The following is a 14,894-nucleotide window of genomic DNA, read 5'->3' as shown; positions in this document are numbered from 1 at the left end:
AGTTCCATCGGCTATCTTATCAGAAGTAACGGCATTATTAGCTAAATGAATGGTATCAATAGAACCGTCCTTAACTTCAACAATATAAGGATCTGTTGCAGTACCAGCACCACTAACAACGGTTGTGTTACCACTACTTAATTGTCCTAATAAAGTATTTGGACTAACCCAAGTAACATTCCCAGAAACATCAGAAATCATTATCAAACCTTCACCACCACCAGTAATCTTAGCGTTAGTTACAGCTTTATCAGCTAAATCCTCCGTAGCTATAGTACCATCTGCTATCTTATCAGACGTAATGGCATCAGCCCCAACCTTAGCGTTGGTTACAGCGCCATCGGCTATCTTATTAGTTATAATTCCACCGTCTTTAATCTGAATTTTAGCATCTCCTAATAATTTATCAACTCCATCTGTAGTATCGTAGAATTCTAGTCCGCCTTCAACAGTTAAATCTCCTTTATTAGTATTGATTGTTGTAGCGACCTCTTCAATAGCCGCTTGAACATCTGTCGCAGTAAAGCCGTTTGTTGAATTGTCAAATCCAGTTGCACTTGCATTTGTATTAATTGATGTAATTGTATTTCCAGCGGCATCGGTGAAAGTGTAAATACCATCAGTTACCGTAACACTTGTAGTGTTCGCATCAAAAGTTACGGATGTGCCATTTACAGCAGTATGCGTAAAAGTACCATCACCATTGTCAGCTAAAATATCCGAAACTGCTGCAGTAGCGGCTAAATCCGTAGCTAACTCATCTAATGCAGCTTGAACATTTCCTGCTGCTAATAAATTAGTAATTGTGTTATCGTAAATAATCGCATCGGCATTTGTGTCAATCGTAGTAATTGTAGCTCCAGTACCATCTGTAAATGTGTACACTCCATCAGCGACAGTGACATTAGTTGTATTAGCGCTAAACGTAACATCAACTCCGTCTTCATTCTTATAAGTAAACGTTCCGTTTGCATTGTCAGTAAGTGTTGTGACTGTTTCTAAACTAGAAATATCCTGCACCATTGCAAATCGAACCCATTTTCCCGCTTGCCAGTAGTAATAACCAGGAGTCACATCCCCTGCAGTTGCCGTGTTATACACTAATAGGGACTCAGCCGGAGCTGTGACAGGACTTGCAACCGTAGTAGAACTTAGTTTTAGTCGCGGAATTAAAAGTCCTCGTTTGGAAGACTGAATATGCACTGCTGCCGATTTATCGGGTTGGTTGGTTCCAAAACCTTGCTGTGCTATAGCGTTCGTTGTAGCAAAGAACGTAAACACAATTAAAACTGATTGGATTATTTTTTTCATAATCTTTGGGTATTAGGGGTGTGGTATATTTAGTTGGTATTAAAATTTGTTTATTATTTTCCATTCTATTCCGTTGGAAATCAACTCCCAACCGGAATAAGGTAATGCTGTATACAATTCTGATAGGCCGTCTATAGCGCCAAACACCATCAAGTAATAATTTTCATTTCCATCTTGTTTTTTAATTGTCAGTCTTTTTCCTTTATTTTCTAGAGTGGCATTAGGTAGTGTGATGTTCACATGCCCCCCGTTGGTATTTCCTAAAATAATGGCGTCCTTTAAGGAAACCGTGTAGGATACGCTAGTTTCTACAATCCTATTCAGATTAGTAAGATCTATGGACAACTCTCCGTCTTCGTTAATTTTTACCGTAGATTGGGTAGCGGCTTCTTTTACTACTCCTAAAGAAGCTCCAGAGGCTGTATTAACGTTTACCTTATAATTAATATTGTCTCCTACAGTTTCACTTTCTACCGTGGTATTCATCCCATCGACCACCGTAGTGGTCTTTTGTTCCGCCTGTATTACATCCCTTAAATCAACAGAAGCAGCAACCCCATTAACGGTACTGGTCAGCTCGGTGTTGTTTAGCTCCAACCTATTTATGGTGTTTGCGGCAACCAAAGCCGCTAAGCCGATTGTCTGAGTAACTCCTAGGGAGTTGACGTATATTAATTCTTGTAGATCCGTATCGTAGGTTAGATTAGTGTGGTTTAGAACGAGATCCGTATCCACCCCATTAGCATTCTTATACGTAATGGTGTTTGTTATCCCGTCATAAATAACAGAACCAACCCCTAGGTTGATGTTCTTTATCGCTCCGCTTTCATCTTTATAGGATAGCCTATTAGTAGTTATATCGTAATCCAGGACTGTTAATGTTTCTAGGTTTTTCACCAGGTCTGTTAAGTTCAATTGCGTTACTACGCCATGCTCATCCGTGTAATCTATATGGGTGTTATCGGCATTTAAAACAAGGGTAGTTAAGGTTTGTAAATTTGAAACGTCTATTATGGTTGGCTGTCCGGCTTCATCCGTAAACGTAAACGTGCCATCCGTATTGGCTGCCACAGTAGTTAGCGTCTCTAGGTTTTTCACAAGGGCTGTTAGGTTCACCTGTGTTACCACCCCGTTTTCATCCGTATAATCAAGATTAGTGTTATCCCCATTTAGTGCAATGGTTGTTAACGTCTCTAAGTTAGAAACATCAATTACCGTGGCATTGCCGCGCTCATCGGTAAACGAGAAAGAACCATCGGTATTTGCAACCACCGTAGTTAAGGTTTCAAAGTTTTTAATAACCTCGGCCAAATCTATACTGGTCACTATACCATCTTCGTCCGCGTACTCTAAGGTATGTCCGTCTGCATTTAGTTCAAGTACTGTTAAAGCCTGTAGGCCAGCGATATCAATATTCTGAAGGTTACCATTGGTATCCTTATACGTGAACTGATTATTGGCAACATCCCAGTTTACTATATAATCTGGCAAATCCGTATCAGACAACAGTCGCTCCCATCTATCTTGGTACCAGTAGTAATATCCTGGGGTAAGGGTTGCAGTGGTACTAATGTTATAAACTAGCAAGCTTTCCAAGTTCCCGGCACTAATGGTAGTTTTATCGGTGTTACTGGTCAGGGGGACCTGAGGTATTAACACACCTCGGTTGGAAGATTTAATTTCAAGTTGCGTAGAAGGGTTTGGTAAATCGGTTCCTATTCCTACCTGCGCAAACAGAAAATTACCTGTGACTAATAATAGTAACAGTATTATTTTTTTCATTGCCAATTATATCTGTGATGGATACTCATACATCGTTATCCTTTATATTATTCTGCAACGAACATCATTAAAAAGCTATTCGGAGTATTTTACTTAAAAGCTTGATTTTAAGTTGTATTGAAATCTTTCCGTATAGGCTGATAAAATATTCGCTTATATAAAACGCACTAAGTATGCATATATTGTTGTGAGACGAAAAAAATCTACCTATCTAAATCTCTTGTAAGCTTATATTTTACGGGGCATAGTCGCTTAACGGACATATTTATCCCTTTACCGATTGATTGGTATTTCAACGAAATTTAATTAGATAAAGAGCTGCTATATTTCTTTCGTTTTTTGTGTAACTGGACAGGATTTAGGGTGATTTCTTTTTCCTACGAGCACAAATTATCTAGATCAAAAGATTATTGATCTTTTAAAAGGAATGAGGAGGTGTTGTTTGGCGGTGATGTGGTTTGATGGATTTTAGGAAAACGGGCGTGGTAATGGGAAAGGTGAAGGTTAGGAAGTAAGTTGTTCAGGTCCTATAAAAAAAAGCCGGACTTTTAAAAGACTGGCTATTTAATGCTTTAAAATTAACAATAAGATATTATCTTGTTTTAATAGTTATCGGCTATTCGTTAAAAAAGAAATCATGTATTTCAATACTACTTCCTCTTCTTATTTGAATTAAATTTTTTGTTTCCTTTAAAAAAATACCCAATGATCTTTCATTATAAATAAATTTCATGTCATTTGAATAGTCTGTGGTTACATACATGGCTCCGGAGAGTTGATAAAAAGGGATGGTAATTTTGCTTTTAACTTTAATCCCTTTATTCACAATTTTCCCATTACTTAACTGCTCTTTAACAAAATTGTCATTCTCTTCTCCTGAAGCAACTTTGGTATAAGAAGTCATCATTTTAATCCATTCATTTGAATCAATTAAGAACCAACGTATCTTGTCAAATACCATATTCATTAATCCAACCATAGCTTGTAAATCCTAATAAAACTTGTTTTTTACCGTTTAATTCTGGTTTATCGGTGGGCACGAACTCTTGTATTTTAAAGGTTATAACAGACGTTTCTGACATGTCTTTTAATTTTTTCCCATTAAAATCCAGTGTTTTCAAAGAAAAATTGACCAACTCTGGATTATTGGCCAATATCCATTCGGTTGCTGTAAGTTCTGCGCGCTCCTTCATCTGCTCTACAGCTGCAACCCCTGCTCCAATAGTAAGTAAGGCTCCTGCACCAGCTGCTATAACGGAACCCGTATCTTGAGCTTGCGTATTTTTAGGAATTAAGAATGTAATAATAAATAAAAATAAAAGTGTAAATCTTCTCATAATTGGCTTTCTGGATCGGTTATGGGTTATTGTAAAATTCAATATCATTATTTGATATTAAACGGAAAAATGAAATGATATATAAAAGCCAGATAGTAGGGCATTAATAATTTAATTTCACGATCCAACTGCTTTTATGTTTAATATGCTTGTAGTCTCGTTAAAGATTGTTTTAGAAATCATATTCCTTTTTCGCTTTTCTCCAGTTTTTTCCGAGAATAGGCTTTGCATAACAAGTCTGTCCCATAGACGGCTCTCCAGAAAAATGACAAAAATTTTCTTGAAAATTTTCATCCCCATACCTGCTCCAAGTAAGGTAGGAGTTATAACTAAAAGGACGTTCAGGGTTAAATGGAATTTCTTCACCAGTCCTTATACAGTACCCTATAATGAATAAATTATTTGTAGAATTTGTAGTTCTACTCCGACTTAGACTATCCTCTTCCTTTAAGGTAACATCCTCTCTTTGAGGCTTTTCTCTATATTTTTTTTCAACAGAAGTTTCAAAATCTAGATCAAAGTCTCCAATTGTTTTAAATTCATATTTTCTACCATTAAAAAATTCCTCAGATATATCAAAAATTATTTGCGATTGCTGGTATTCTTTTTGGAGGCCAAACATTCTCTTCTTGTACTGGGGTTTTTTTAAAAAAACTACTTCACTTTTTTTAAATATAAGTTCATCTGTAAATTTTTCTGTTTCTTCGAAAAGTTTATCTAATGGATTAAGAGTTTTGGTAAAATACACCCCATATTCCACGTTGTTGACTAACGAATATCCATATAAGTTCAAAGAAGTTATAAGCCCTTCATTTTCATTACAGTAATGTTTCGCATGTAGGTTTTTGTTATAAAGTACTGTAACGTTTTTGAAGCCCCTTATAAACTTAAAATCTTCTTCGTTGAAACTCTTATATTTATATTCTTCATTTTTACCAAATAAAACATACAAGTTAATTTCATGTGCGCTTTTCACCTTTTCTAACACCTCTTTAATATGTGTATCCAATTTTATGAAAGGAGAAATAATTATAATGTATTTCTTTGCGTTCCAAATGATGTCAGTTAATTTATTTTCTAATTCTCTTCCGGTTAAAAAACTACTCATAATAGGATTTTGATTTTAGTTAATTTCAAAAGCTTGAAAATTACTAACGGGTAAATTCTAGATTTGGTACAGGTAATTATTTTATATTTTTACAAGCAAGAGGGTAAAGGATAATCCTTAATATTAATAAACAACCTCCCCTAACCCATCATCTCTCTAATAAAGACGAGTACTTACTCCTTAAGGCTATTATTTCTATAGATAGTAATCCCTAGATTTTAATCGGTCAATTTTCTAAATATCCAAATTGGGTTTAAATAAAACATTTTTCTCTAACCCCTTTTTATCCGAATCTATCCACCAAACGTATTGGATACTCCTTAAAATAACATCCTGTAAACTGGCGATTTCCCTTCTGCATTTCCACTAGTTACAACGGACGTAGGATAGATTTTTTATTTACGAATGGACATAGGAGATATTTTTAACGCATACAAATGTGCGTAATAATGCAATCGCCACTTTGGTCCTAGCAACAACACAATTTTAACACCCACAGGTATTTTTCCAGCTTATAAAATTATCCCAGTAGTAGATAAATTAATTTTCGTCCCTTTTTAGCAAAAACATCAACTCCTTTGTGAGTAACAGATTTCCCTCAAGGATAATACCAGAACGATTTTGAATTATAACCTGCTTTAGTTGCTCCTTTTACAAGCATTTTACAATTCTGCGGAAATGGAAATCCTATAATGAGGATCAATACTCTACTTATTAAGTTTTTCTTTCTTTTTTCTGAATATAGTGTCGAATTCAAACTACAGCCAAACCTAGGTCTAAAGGGAATTTCAATCATTTATATTGTATCTCTCCATGCTGCGGAACCTTCAATATATGATTTCTCCCTTCCTTTTGAGCTCTATTTATTCATCCACACAATACCAAACAACCATTCAATACCAAGTAAATACCTATTTGGAAAATCTCTAAAGTGATATGTTCTTAATCAGTCTAACAACTGCGTTTCAGGCTTTATTCTAAAGCATTGTTCTTCCCCTAAATACAGCAGATTTCCGTGTTTTTCTGACCAAAAGCCATCTAACACATCCTTAGTTAAACAACGATAAACAGCAACGCCTTTATAGATCCCATTATCATCACCTAGATAGTTGAAATTAATCACCAATATATTGTCTTTAAAAAAGCCATTTCCATTTTGTTCCTGGTTAGAGTTTATTAGCCATTTAGCAATAATTCTATTGTTTTCATCCAGGGATAAGGATAGAATTCCTTTATAGGTGTTGTCGGTTTCATCTTGATTTTTACCTATTATGGAATAGTCGCCTACTAATTGTTGAAGTGTCATTGTTAATGCTTTTCCACCCGCAGATGGGATAGTAATTAATATGGTAAGTTGTGTTTGCAAACATACATTTTTCATCAAAATAATTATGCATTAGAAAAAATGATCGATTACGTATCCCTTTTAACGCACCTACTTTATAAGGTTACTGGACTCTTTTTAAATTAATTATAGCTGAATTTAAAGAGCGGTTAATGCAGAGGGGGATCCTTAAAATAGTAGTTGATTAGGACTTATAAAATAAAGGCTGCGCTGTTAAAGTCTGTCAATTTTTAATTTTAAACTTTTACCCAAAAATTATTTAAACAAGTAATAGAATCCAAGATATAAATCCTTATCAACATAAGTTCTAAATTAGATTAATGATCTAAAGAGTTAATAATTATAGCAATACGAAATTTAGGTTTTGAGCGTTGTATTCATATACTTACTATAATTCATGTAATCTATGTCTAAAGTTGTCGCCACCAGAGCAATTTCATATTATATCGAAAAGGTTATTACAGAAGCAAAACGAAATATAACATTAGTCACTCCTTATATTAAAATAGCTAAACCGCTATATGATAGGCTGGTAGTTGCAGATAACAACGGCATAAATATAACAATAGTTTATGGTAAAGTTGAAATGAATAGAGAGCAAGCAGACCAACTAATGAAGCTTAAACATTGTAGAATTTTATTTGTCGACAATTTGCACGCCAAGGTTTACATTAATGAAAATTTTGGTGTAATTACTTCTATGAACCTTTATGATTATTCCGAAATAAATAATTTTGAATTAGGTGCCATTATCGACAAGAATGATAATTTAGATATTTACAATTCAACAATTCACGAGATAGAGTACATAATAAAAGATGCGAAAGTAAAAAAAGAACCATTTCAGGTATCAGAGGAGGAAAAAGACAATTTAAAAATAGAAACTTTCATTAATCAGGATCAGGAGTTTACTATAAAGAATTTCCCCTTAGAAGGTATAGAAATTAGTAAAAGGTATGGTTTTATTACCTATAATTTTCACCCACTTCAAGAATCTTATATTAAATCAAATAAAAGTAATATAAAACGCTATCAAGAGGATTTTGGGGAAAACTACAGGGTTTATTGTAGTTTCCCCTATGATAAAATATCAATCTATGAAAATACTAAGTTAAATTTTGATACTGAAAAAGAGAAAAAAGAATATTATATAAATGGCATTAAGAGAATGAATAAATTCATTAAAGATTACGTTAAATAAATTAAACATATATACCCCCCCTACACTTCTATGCCTAAAAGCCTTGTATAAAAACCTTAGCGGTACTTCTACTGTCTAATATTATACAGCCCAAACCACTCTAAAATCTCCTCTCCTATTTTCTGGTTTAAGGAATTCCCGTTCAAAATATTTAAGCATCCTACCGCGCACTTGTGATTAGCATCCCCTTCGAAAGCTATAAAATCTGGTTTTTGGGTTTCTAAGGATGGATATAATAAGAGGGCCTTATTGGAATCCCAATACTCATTGTAAACGTACATCTGACGTAAATCATCTGTGGATGGTTTATTGATCCCCAAATTCTTCCATTTGGTATCTATAACATAGGTACTATCCCCTTTCCGTAGGACGATATCTGGTCTAATCCGGATGCGATTCCAAAAGGGATTGGATTCTTGACCCTTTACGGTAAGACCCTCCATGTTAATCGATTTTAATTTCGCTAGCACATATTCTTCCCATAGACTATTCATATCAAAAAGCAGCGCCAACATGTTTTCCTTTCCACTAGTGATGTTGGGAGCAAAGTTCAATATGATGAGTCGCGCAATTTCCAACGCTGTGCCATAGGGTTTGGTTTTCCTATTAATAACTAGCTTATTAAAAGTAGCAGCATTTACTGCAATAGGGGCGACTTCAGGAAATTCTTGCTGAACCCTTTTACATTTAGAATATAGATAGGTACCCGCTGAAAACTGGCTGATGATATTCAGCGCCAATGCTAAAATCTGATGGATCTGGTGGTCATAATCATATACCTGATGCGTGGTATAAAATCGCTCCTTGTGAATGAGGTTTTTATTGAGATGGGTAGCAAACTCTAGCTTCCCTTTTAATGCCTTTACATTATCACTTTTAGTGCGATATTTCTTAACAAGCCCCTGCCTTACCAAGAGTTCCACTTCATTTAAAAACCATTCAAAATAAATATCCAACAAATGAATTTGCTGTTTGCTTACTCTGGCTTGCCCCACCTTATTCACCTTTAGGCGTCTTGTAACCCTCAGCATATGGATCAACACCTCTTGTCAAAGGGCTTCTTTAGAAGAGCCACCGTCTATTTTTGGTAAAATTTCGATCGTAAGTCCGTCTATCTGTATGACGCCCACATATTGAGAGAATTTAATGCCTTTATGTAGTAGGGTAAAATACTCGTTGTTGTGAAGCTGATTCAACTTCGCCAAGGCATTAAAGTGTTTTTCTTCAAAGGTGATGTCATTATACACCCGGCCATAGTACAAAGTACTATGTTCAAAAACTTGCAGTATATTTTTCCGCTTATTCATTGGAAATGCCTAGTAGTAGCCCTACAGCCTCTTCTACATCATCAATGGTGTTCCGCAACTCGTAAATAACAGCCTGTTCTGGATCATCTATATTGGCAAATTTTGGAAAGATATTATTCTTCGCCTGTTTTTCTTCTACAAATCCACTTCCCAATACCAAAGCAATCTTTTCATAATCATTATAGAAATACTCTTGTAAAAGCGGAATTATGTTGTTTTTAAAAACATTTAATAGCCCCTTTGTATCCCCACTCTCCAATTTTATAAAGTACGAATGCCCAATGGTATGGTCTCTATCCAATAGAACCTCTATTCTATCATTAATGGTGGTCAGTACTTGTTCTAGATTAAAGCCTTTAAATGTTATTTCTGATAATAGATTTGGTTTTGGCATCACTTCCTCAAAAACAAATCTCCTTCTAAGTGCGGTATCCAATGCTTCCACGCTCCTATCTGCGGTATTCATAGTACCTATGATATAGAGATTAGATGGCACTCCAAATTCGGTCTTGGAATAAGGTAATTTCACTTTTAATTCTTGTGGATTGCCAATTCTTTTATCATCTTCAATAAGGGTTATAAGTTCACCAAATATGGCAGAGACATTACCTCTATTGATTTCATCAATAAAAATTGCATAGTTATTCTGCGGATCCTGTTTTGCACGCTGACATAGTCTCTTAAAGACACCATCTTTAATTTCATAATCTACCGTAGTGCTCCCTTCTTCTAATTTTGGTTTTATACCCTCTACAAAATCCTCATAACCAAAAGATTGATGAAAGGTAACAAACTCAAAATTCTTAATAACCTTATCTTCATTTGATTTAAAGTTATTTATCTGATCCAATAATTCAATCCCTTCTGGATATAAGCTCTCCATATTAGAATTAACCACTCGCCATTCTGAATCTGTCTCTTTATAAAAAAGTGAAGGCTCACTTACATCAGCTACATTTACATTAGGACATTCTGGAACAGTATGTGCCTGCATCCTACTCCATGCAATTGGTCTGATATTTTTAGCATTGGACAGACTCGCCTTAGCCTTCACAACTTCATGCTCTAATAATTGGTTTACTGAAATCTTACCAGAATCATATAATGCGATTGCAAACGTTTGCCACCAGGTTAAATCTGCTATTTGATTTAAAATAAACTGCTCTTTGGTTAGGGACGATTCCCTAAGTGTGAACCTATTAAAATAAGCTTCTCTTAATTTATATGTTTTCCCCGTTCCAGGAGGGCCATATAATATTTGATTAAGGGAATTTGTACGTTTAGGAGCCTTAGTATTCATAGCATTGGTTTTAACGTGTTTATCATAAAATAGTTGGTCAATAACATCTCTTCGCTTTATAGTAACGATAGTTTCCTGCCATTGTCCAGCTCCCTTTCCTCTAGGTGCTTCCCCATGATATAATTCGCCATCAAGAGGCTTTAAATTAAGACGTTCATTGTCTTTATCGATGTTAACCACTTCCCCTTTATAATGTACTTTTAATTGATGGGTACCTCCATAACCCTTAATCAAGACCTTATCTCCAACTTTTATTTGTTCAAACGATTTACGAGTCCTTGTAGCTACTTTGCTGGTATCTCCTTGCTTATAGTCAATAGCCTGCCAGAAATTTTCAGTTTTAAATTTTTCTAGTCGCTCGTAATCCGTGTTAAACCCTAAACCCCAATATTGGGACGCATCTTCATTTTCACTCAAGTAGCTGCTCACAGAATATATAAAGTCTTGTGTTAGTATATTATAATCATCGGCCTTAAAAGAGGCTGGAGTAAGGCGGTTTTCGTGTAGTTTTAACAACTCCTTATCCTGCAAAAGAATTTCTTTAACTCTAAGATTTAGCTCATTATTCAACAGAATTTGATTTTCAATATCGCCCCGTTTTGGAGGGTCTATATCAAATTGAGCGCAAAATTTATTTAAAACACTGTGTTTAAAAAGGAAGTATTTTGCGGGAGTGTTGAATGAAAGCAGTAAGCTTATGGTTCGGCCATCCTGATAATTGTGCTTGCTATTTTGATTGGTCTTTAAATTTGACTCTTTTAACAACTCGCTCATAACCCCTCTGTAAGTGGCAATCCTATCCGTTATCTCTAAGTTCTCATTCAAAAGGTCTTTTAGTGCCTTACGAACCTTCTCTGGATTAATTCCTACAAAACCCTTGAGCATGGTAATAGGATAGTAATTACTGCTAGTCCATAGATTAAGGTTTCCTGCAAAAGCCTTATCCATCATTTGGATTAAATCATCTGCATCTAAATCCCAATGCTTTTGAAAAGTTGCCACTGCTTCCCACTTATAGATTTCATTATAGTTTTCTGAGTTTGTAATTAGATCTTTATATTTCTTAATGTAGGGTTGCAATGCTTGTTTTAAATTCATCTTTAATCTTCAATTATAATATTAAATTTAGAAATCTATTGTGATGTTAATTCCTAACACTTGGGAAGCAGCATTTTAACTAACTATTTTTTAACTACTTCAAAAGTAAGCATTAAAGGGTGCTAAATAAGATTTATAAAATCATCATATCTACCCCGTCATTCCCTCAATAAAGACCTGGACATACTCCTTCATTTTAGAAAGGATGCGTTCCCCTATTTCTCTGGCTTTTAAAATACTGGGTCTATTATCCAAGCATTTAAAGACATCGTCTTTTATGGGTTCGTGGCCGCTGTAGATATAGGCATCTATTAAAGCTTTAAATTGTGCCTTGTCTAAATTTTCCTCTTCACATAGTTTCCCCAAGGCCAATACCTTCTGATCTTTCCAATAGGCTTCAAACTCCTCTTCTATGGCATCTACGTCATCTATCTTGGGTAAGTTTTCCTCTATAAATTTTTCGATCAATTCTCGCTTACTACGCAGCATCACATCACCTCCCAACAGATCTATAATCGCTTTTTTCTGGTTTTGGGCTTCTGTAGTTTTGGCACCCTTCATTTTTGCCAACAACTTTAAAATATAGGCCACATTTATTCGGTCTCGGTGGATCAGCTCCAATTCAAAATCTATATCGTTTAGAATAGAAGCTTTTTGTTTTTTAGAATCCCGTTTTACTTTTTCATATAGATCTAAATACTTACTCTTATAGTCTTCAAACTCCTGCGCCTCTATCGGCAGATCGTCCCAATCAAAATCGGTGTAAGATTGCAACACATTCATATTACGCATTAGTCGTCTAAAAGCCTGTACAAAAGCGGCTTCGTCGTCTTCGCTTATTAAATTGTCCACGCTTTGGTAGGTGGGGGTAATTTCCCGTAGGTTTTTTAAGGCTTCTTCAAACTTCTCGGCAATCACCTCATAATCTGGCATAGTGACTACCTCTATGGCGTCCTTGTTAGAGAACAGGGTGATGGCATCGTCTGTAGCCTTTTTAAGATTGCGGAAGCACAGTATATTCCCTTGCGACTTCTGCTCCCCTAATGTTCTGTTGGTGCGGGAAAAGGCCTGAATTAAGCCATGTTGCCTTAGATTCTTATCTACATAGAGCGTGTTTACCTTTTTTGCATCAAATCCGGTAAGCATCATGTTAACCACCAACACAATGTCCAATCGGTCCTTTTCGTCATTAAAGGTATCTTTCTCCCGCTCTTTTAATCGCTTACTGATGTCCTTAAAATAATTCTCGAATTGCTGACTGTCCTTGGTGGTAAAACTGGTATTGTACATTTTATTGTAGTCGGCAATATAACTCTCTAACTTATCCCTTGTGTGACTGCTATTATACGCTAATGCTGGTTCTGCTGCTTTGAGCATTTCATCTCCGGGTAAAAAATCCTGGGCATCCTCATTATCTTCATTGGCCCCATAGGTGAATATGGTAGCAATGCGCAGATTATGTTCTCCTGCTTCCTTCTTCTGTTTAAAAATATCGTAATACGCAATTACATTGTCAATACTGCTCACAGCAAAAAGAGCCGAGTAGTCCTTATTGAATGTTTTCTGATCGTGGTGGGCGATGATGTAATCCGCAATTTTATTCAATCGCATAGGGGAATTTAGCACCTCTTTCCTATCTATATCCTCCACTTCAATATCTATGAAGGTGTTACTCTTATTTCTGTATTTCCCTATATATTCAATACCGAATTTCAATACATTCTCATCTCTAATGGCATCTGTAATGACATATTTATGCAAGCAGGCACCAAACAAATCTCGTGTTGTACGCTTCCCTAAATCGTTTTTAGAGGCATTCTCTGCAAATATGGGGGTGCCAGTGAACCCAAATAACTGACTATTAGAAAAGAACTCGGTTATACGGGCGTGGGTATCCCCAAACTGACTCCGGTGGCACTCATCAAAAATAAAGACGAAGCGTTCCTCTTTTAAATGCTCCAGTTTATTGCGATAATGGCCAGATATGGCATTGTTTAATTTCTGAATGGTGGTAATGATGAGGTCCGAATCTTTTCGCACCCCTTTTTTATCTTTAAATTTTCCAAGAAACTGCTTTACCAAACTATGGGTGTTATCCGTAGAATCTACACTTCCCTCCTTAAAGGCATTGAATTCCTTCATGGTTTGATAATCCAAATCCTTACGGTCTACCACAAAAACTACCTTATAGACCTCTGGTACATCCATTAGGATCTGACTTGCCTTAAAGGACGTTAAGGTTTTCCCTGAACCTGTAGTATGCCAGATATATCCGTTTTCCCTGCTTGTTTTCACTTGATGAATAATGGCCTCGGCGGCATAATATTGATAGGGACGAAGCACCATCATTATCTTATGGGTCTCGTTGAGCACAATATAATGTGCTATCATTTTACCCAAGTGGTCCGGGTTTAAAAAGTAGGCCGCAAATTCTGTAATCCCTGTAATATTCTTATTAGTCTTGTCTGCCCAAAAGAAAGTCTGCTTTACGGATTGCAGTTTGTTATTGGCCAAATATTTGGTATTTACGCCATTGCTAATCACAAACAATTGAACGTACTGAAACAAGCCATGATTGCTCCAAAAAGAATGTAGTTGATACCGATTTATCTGATTGAAGGCCTCTTTAATCTCTAGTCCGCGGCGTTTAAGCTCTATTTGCACCAGAGGTAAGCCGTTCACTAACAGCGTAACGTCATATCGATTTAGATAAGAACCTGTTTGTTGCACCTGGTTGGTTACCTGAAACAGGTTGTTGTTCCAGTTTTCCGAATCAAAAAACTGCACATAGTCCACCTCCCCATCTTCCTTTATAAAGCTAAAACGATCCCTTAGGGTTTTGGCTTTTTCAAACACATTACCCTTTGCCAAATGGTTCAGGATTCCATCAAACTCCTTATCGGTATAGCTAGTCTTGTTAAAGGTTTCTAACTGCGATTTTAAGTTGGACAGCAAGGCGTCTCCGTCCTGTACTTTAACAGAAGTATAGCCCAAACCAACCAACTGTTGGATTAGGTTATGTTCTAGTATGGCTTCTGGTTGGGTGGTCATTTGTATTGGTTTTTATTTTGTCATTGCGAGGCTGGCATTGCGAGTGAAACGAAG

11 protein-coding genes are annotated in these 14,894 nt (G+C 35.9%); 1 reads left to right on the top strand and 10 read right to left on the bottom strand.

What is annotated here, in order from left to right; all coding sequences use genetic code 11:
* The 6 genes from G466_RS24210 to G466_RS0120985 form a co-directional block, all read right to left on the bottom strand.
* Positions 1–1,281, bottom strand: a 1,281-nt coding sequence (locus G466_RS24210) for an autotransporter outer membrane beta-barrel domain-containing protein (protein WP_169720781.1), incomplete at its 3' end; no start/stop codon positions are given.
* A 69-nt stretch (positions 1,282–1,350) separates the two neighbouring features.
* Entirely contained in the window at positions 1,351–3,093 is a 1,743-nt protein-coding gene (locus tag G466_RS0121000) for an autotransporter outer membrane beta-barrel domain-containing protein (protein WP_026815381.1), read from the bottom strand.
* A gap of 616 nt (positions 3,094–3,709) precedes the next feature.
* Positions 3,710–4,000, bottom strand: a complete 291-nt coding sequence (locus G466_RS24565) for a hypothetical protein (RefSeq protein ID WP_229797251.1) — start codon at positions 3,998–4,000, stop codon at positions 3,710–3,712.
* A 43-nt stretch (positions 4,001–4,043) separates the two neighbouring features.
* Entirely contained in the window at positions 4,044–4,430 is a 387-nt protein-coding gene (locus G466_RS24560) for a hypothetical protein (protein ID WP_229797250.1), read from the bottom strand.
* A 172-nt stretch (positions 4,431–4,602) separates the two neighbouring features.
* Positions 4,603–5,538 (bottom strand): phospholipase D family protein, encoded by a 936-nt coding sequence (locus G466_RS0120990; protein WP_026815380.1) that lies wholly within the window; start codon positions 5,536–5,538, stop codon positions 4,603–4,605.
* Between the two features lie 946 nt (positions 5,539–6,484).
* Positions 6,485–6,844, bottom strand: coding sequence for a hypothetical protein (locus tag G466_RS0120985; protein WP_026815379.1), 360 nt, complete (start codon positions 6,842–6,844; stop codon positions 6,485–6,487).
* 445 nt (positions 6,845–7,289) lie between these two features.
* On the opposite strand from G466_RS0120985, the gene G466_RS0120980 reads away from it, so the two are divergent.
* A complete protein-coding gene (locus G466_RS0120980) occupies positions 7,290–8,084 on the top strand; it encodes a phospholipase D family protein (RefSeq protein ID WP_026815378.1) in 795 nt (264 codons plus the stop codon).
* Positions 8,085–8,152: 68 nt separating this feature from the next.
* Here G466_RS0120980 and G466_RS22945 read toward each other — a convergent pair whose 3' ends face one another.
* The 4 genes from G466_RS22945 to G466_RS0120965 form a co-directional block, all read right to left on the bottom strand.
* Positions 8,153–9,127: an McrC family protein gene (locus tag G466_RS22945; protein ID WP_308427558.1), complete on the bottom strand. Its 975-nt coding sequence runs from the start codon at positions 9,125–9,127 to the stop codon at positions 8,153–8,155.
* Between the two features lie 6 nt (positions 9,128–9,133).
* Positions 9,134–9,391 carry a hypothetical protein gene (locus G466_RS24050; RefSeq protein WP_051315822.1) on the bottom strand — a complete coding sequence of 86 codons (258 nt, stop codon included), beginning with the start codon at positions 9,389–9,391 and terminating at the stop codon, positions 9,134–9,136.
* Positions 9,384–11,789, bottom strand: coding sequence for an McrB family protein (locus G466_RS24345; protein ID WP_051315821.1), 2,406 nt, complete (start codon positions 11,787–11,789; stop codon positions 9,384–9,386). The genes G466_RS24050 and G466_RS24345 overlap by 8 nt, the downstream gene beginning before the upstream one ends.
* A gap of 150 nt (positions 11,790–11,939) precedes the next feature.
* Complete coding sequence (locus G466_RS0120965; RefSeq protein ID WP_026815377.1) at positions 11,940–14,840, bottom strand: type I restriction endonuclease subunit R; 2,901 nt, start codon at positions 14,838–14,840, stop codon at positions 11,940–11,942.
* Positions 14,841–14,894 lie beyond the last annotated feature (54 nt).

The organism is Arenibacter certesii DSM 19833 (assembly GCF_000429545.1).
Taxonomy (GTDB): Bacteria; Bacteroidota; Bacteroidia; order Flavobacteriales; family Flavobacteriaceae; genus Arenibacter; species Arenibacter certesii.
This window is presented reverse-complemented; position numbering and strand designations above follow the sequence as displayed.

Bases quoted from the DNA above. Each gene is read 5' to 3' on its own strand.
- G466_RS0120990 (WP_026815380.1), bottom strand. From the start codon at position 5,538: ATGAGTAGTTTTTTAACCGGAAGAGAATTAGAAAATAAATTAACTGAC.
- G466_RS24565 (WP_229797251.1), bottom strand. From the start codon at position 4,000: ATGATGACTTCTTATACCAAAGTTGCTTCAGGAGAAGAGAATGACAAT.
- G466_RS0121000 (WP_026815381.1), bottom strand. From the start codon at position 3,093: ATGAAAAAAATAATACTGTTACTATTATTAGTCACAGGTAATTTTCTG.
- G466_RS24560 (WP_229797250.1), bottom strand. From the start codon at position 4,430: ATGAGAAGATTTACACTTTTATTTTTATTTATTATTACATTCTTAATT.
- G466_RS0120985 (WP_026815379.1), bottom strand. From the start codon at position 6,844: ATGACACTTCAACAATTAGTAGGCGACTATTCCATAATAGGTAAAAAT.
- G466_RS0120965 (WP_026815377.1), bottom strand. From the start codon at position 14,840: ATGACCACCCAACCAGAAGCCATACTAGAACATAACCTAATCCAACAG.
- G466_RS0120980 (WP_026815378.1), top strand. From the start codon at position 7,290: ATGTCTAAAGTTGTCGCCACCAGAGCAATTTCATATTATATCGAAAAG.
- G466_RS24345 (WP_051315821.1), bottom strand. From the start codon at position 11,789: ATGAATTTAAAACAAGCATTGCAACCCTACATTAAGAAATATAAAGAT.
- G466_RS24050 (WP_051315822.1), bottom strand. From the start codon at position 9,391: ATGAATAAGCGGAAAAATATACTGCAAGTTTTTGAACATAGTACTTTG.